We start from the raw sequence: 4,027 nt of genomic DNA on the forward strand, positions 1-4,027 counted from the left end.
GCAATCTTTTCTTTCGTTTGTTTCTCTCGCCGTCCGCGTGTATCTCTCGGCCGGAATTAGAATATACCATGCATGCATATATGATTGCAAGTCTTTTTTGAAATTATTTTATTATATTTATGATTTCACTATATAAATGCCATTTAATACGTCTATAATGCCTGTAAAACACTACATTTAAGCGTTTTAATATTTAATTTCGTTAATATAAATGAACAAACATATTATTAGTTATTTATTTTCGAGCTCAATGTTAGCCTAGTTAACTATGTGTAATTAACAAATGGAATTCAACTCAGCTCATATATTTCATCGTTATCTGCTTGATATCTGATTCTGCCTTACATCAATCTATTCAATTCTACAAGATACAAAGCTGCAGCACTTCTTATCTATCCCTGTACAGGTTTGTATGAATTCCGTGACTTGCTTCTTATACTCTTATACAGGGGAATAGCATCTTGATTCACAAATACGATAGCCTTTGAAAATGAATTATTACTGTGCAAAGTCCTTAACTTTAAATAAGCCAATAGTAGCTCCTCTTTATCTATTAAGTTCATCTATATAACCTATTCTTTATTTACAATCAGAATTAATCCTTACTTTACATCCTCCACGAATGTTCATTCTATTCTAGGCCAAGACCATCCGTATTCAACATTCACAATAGCTGCTGAACCGTTCAGCATAAGCATCTCCCCGACCTATTCGTATGTGCAGGAACTAAAATGAACCTATCACGCCTATGAAAGGATGGGTTTTTAATTTGAAACAAATCAAAATTAGTATAGTAGAAGACTAAAACTACTAATTACAAATAGCCTATTTCGGCGTACTTATATCACCCACAAAAAACAATTTCTCGCTACAAAATAGCGGATCTTAGTAATCTAGGAGGCGTCCATTATCATGCCATAGACCGTACATTTTATTTTCCTTAGTATTTGCAATGAATTTGTCTAATCTACTATTAAATAATTCCGGCTGGTTTTTAATACTTTGTATTGTGTCGATCCGAACTCTTTTATAAAGAGCTGGAAATGCCGAAAAATTCTCAAATACCTGTCTCTCCTCTTTGAGCCTTTGCTCTATAACCTTATCTATTTTAAAAGAATCATAATCCATATCGGGAAGTACCTTTCTTCCTTCATCTCTCATTAACCCCAACTTTTCAAGGCGGCGGACACGTTCTTTATTCAATTCAGTCCATGAACTTTTTTTGCTTCTAGGCGATAGTCTCTGCGCCATTTGAGTTTCGGCTATTTTCTTTTTCACTCCATCAATCCATCCAAAGCACAAAGATTCTTCGACCGCGTCCAAATACAGCAATGTATCTGGGTTTGGTGTCATGCTAACTACTACCCAACAAGACTTTTTAATATTTCCATTTTCCTGTAGCCAAATCCTCAAATCTTCTCTCGATTTTACTATAATTAGATTTTCAATTTCCATAGATAAAATTCAAGCTCCTTCTAACTATAGTGTGTAATTAAATTCATTATACGACCTATGACCCAAGTCGAACTTGATACTATCAGCAAAAGGGTAAAATGATACTTATCTCAACTAGCAATGGTGACTTATTTCTTCTATTAAATCGAAGTAAAAAGGTCGACTCCCCTATTTTTAGAAGTATCGACCTTTTTAGTATAATTTGATTTAACTCAAAACAATATCCATTGCACTCACCAAATTTTCAAAACGATGCGCCAGTGTTTAAACGGATTCAGCAGCTTCCTGATACCAAAAAAATGCATAGTCGTTCATGACGGATGCGTGGCCTAGTTGGCGCAACATTGTAGAAATATTGCCTCTGTGATAGGTCCCATGATTGGCCACTTGCAGTACAATTTCCGATAAGCGTGTTTGGCGAATTCCGGCAAATGGGTTATCAAGCAAAACGGTTTGCTCCAAATCAGCTTCGCTTTGGAACCATTCTTTGTATTGTTCCGATAACTGCGCGAAGTTGTTGGCGTATTCATCTACAGAATGCAGGATACTCACATTTAGCGACATACATTCTTGAAATGCCTCTCGCATACCAGTGCCTGTTAAAACCTTATACCACATCGTATCCACTGCATAGATATGACTAAGGGCATGGGCAAGGGTAGGAAATGAGCTGTTTACTTCTTGACTTAGCACAGAGGCATGGAGTTCCTTGATTCTCCCCATGATCGTTTGGTTGGCCCATGTGTGGTATTGAAACATTTCTACTGGATAATTGGACATTCGTAAAGTCTCCTTTTGATTTCTAATAAATTGATTTTGGTTCTGTAGTTATAATAATAAAAGAAGTATGACAACAGACTGTCATACTTCTTCATAAAGTTTGAGTGTATTTTGAAGCTGTTCTTTTAAAACCCCTCGCAGTGCATGAGGTTCGAGTACTTCGGCACCACTGCCAAAGCTCAGAAGAATGGACCATAGCCATCTTGCTTCTAGTGGTTTATATACTGGAATTCGTATCGTTGCATTTCCATCGGCATGAAATTCCATATCCGCTTGGTGAAACTGATCCATAGCTATCGCCAAAGCCTCCGGTCCCACTTGAATCACAACATCTTTCAAAAGATCGCACCAGTCCTTGTTTGTGAAAGTAAGCTCTTTCGACACTAAGTGGTGCTGCTGAAAGTCTTCCTGCGTCAACACTAAGTTCATTATCCGTGATAGTCGGAACTCCCGATAGTCACAACGCGTGCGACAAAAGCCATAAACGTACCAATTGCCATATTTGAAATGAAGCTGTATGGGTTCCATATCACGGGAAGTACGATCATTATTAGCATTAATATAATCAAAACGGACGATTTTTCGCTCCGTAATGCCCGTACGTAAATATTGAAGCGCGTCTGGCCCTGACCGGCGGGTTTCTAAGTCGACAGATACAGTGGGGATCTGTTGCTCGGGTCCGATTGTTTGTAGTCTTTCAATGGTACCCTGAGCACGCTCATCTTTAAACACGCTGGAGAGGCTGCTTAGCACGGTGATTAGGGAATCGACATCATAAGAACCGAGCAAGCTTTTATCCATTTTGTATCCGTCCATTATGCCGTATCCGCCATTCATTCCCTGATACGATATGACAGGGAAGCCCGCAGCGCAGATCACATCGATATCCCGATAAATGGTTCTTTGGGAAACTTGATACTCTTCAGCCAGCATAGAAGCAGACAAAACTTCGTTATTCAGGAGCTTGTAGATTATGGAGATCAATCGCTCCAATTTCATATATATATCCCCGCCCGTTAATCCATTTCGTATTGCTGCTTAATATTATATCACAGATTTTTTATTACTAATTTTCAGGGACACCCTGCTTGATGTATCGTAGATATATGAATTGGATTGAACGATCGGAGAATCTAGATTGGCATAACACCGCCGAACCCACGTTAGAAAGCATCTCCTATCGCAGGTAGACGCGCAGTCATAATGGAAGGAGTTCTCTTGAAGAACAAACATCACTAATGTAAACGCACCGATGACCAACCGGTCGTGTGTGTGCCAGAGGCACCGAGACTAGCACATTTTATATAGTGTTATAGTCAAAAAAAGCTACTTGCATTCATTCGAACATGTACCCTAGATTATTGAATGAATTTCCGCAACATTACGATCTGACATATTAGTAATACCTAGACAAACAGCTGTCTAAGCGTTCGCCTTTTCAATAAGTACACTTACAGTCGCATCACAGTACTATTACAGAGCAGCCCTCTTCTTTTTTAAGGCGTGTCTATTCGGCTCTTAACATCCCGTACCTTCGTCTCTTATTAGATTCCAGATATTAGAATGATAATACTTGTCTGCAGAGGGTTAAAAATTCGGGGAATGTGTAGTGGAATTTTTTACGTGATCGGAGTAATAACAACTGAAGCCTTATTATGTTCTACAAATATGATGTTACCCATTTCATGAAAACTACTCAAAACATCTCATCTAAGCATCATTTCCTACTTTTAAACAACAAAAAAAGCCTTGCTAAGCAAGACTTCTTTGCCGTACTATGATGCGCGTAGAG

3 protein-coding genes are annotated in these 4,027 nt (G+C 38.4%); all 3 read right to left on the reverse strand.

Translation table 11 applies throughout. From position 1 onward, the window contains the following. Nucleotides 1-885: 885 nt before the first annotated feature. The 3 genes from ACIFSR_RS34740 to ACIFSR_RS34750 all read right to left on the reverse strand — a co-directional run bounded on the left by ACIFSR_RS34740 (nt 886) and on the right by ACIFSR_RS34750 (nt 3,234). Nucleotides 886-1,455, reverse strand: a complete 570-nt coding sequence (locus ACIFSR_RS34740) for a YdeI/OmpD-associated family protein (protein WP_339205126.1) — start codon at nt 1,453-1,455, stop codon at nt 886-888. A 264-nt stretch (nt 1,456-1,719) separates the two neighbouring features. Next, on the reverse strand, nt 1,720-2,235 hold the full coding sequence (locus ACIFSR_RS34745) for a DinB family protein (RefSeq protein ID WP_430063803.1): 516 nt from the start codon (nt 2,233-2,235) through the stop codon (nt 1,720-1,722). An 81-nt stretch (nt 2,236-2,316) separates the two neighbouring features. After that, nucleotides 2,317-3,234: a helix-turn-helix transcriptional regulator gene (locus ACIFSR_RS34750; protein ID WP_430063805.1), complete on the reverse strand. Its 918-nt coding sequence runs from the start codon at nt 3,232-3,234 to the stop codon at nt 2,317-2,319. Between the last annotated feature and the right edge of the window lie 793 nt (nt 3,235-4,027).

Origin of the sequence: Paenibacillus sp. NRS-1760 (genome assembly GCF_050467785.1) — a bacterium.
In the GTDB taxonomy this organism is placed as follows: Bacteria; Bacillota; Bacilli; order Paenibacillales; family Paenibacillaceae; genus Pristimantibacillus.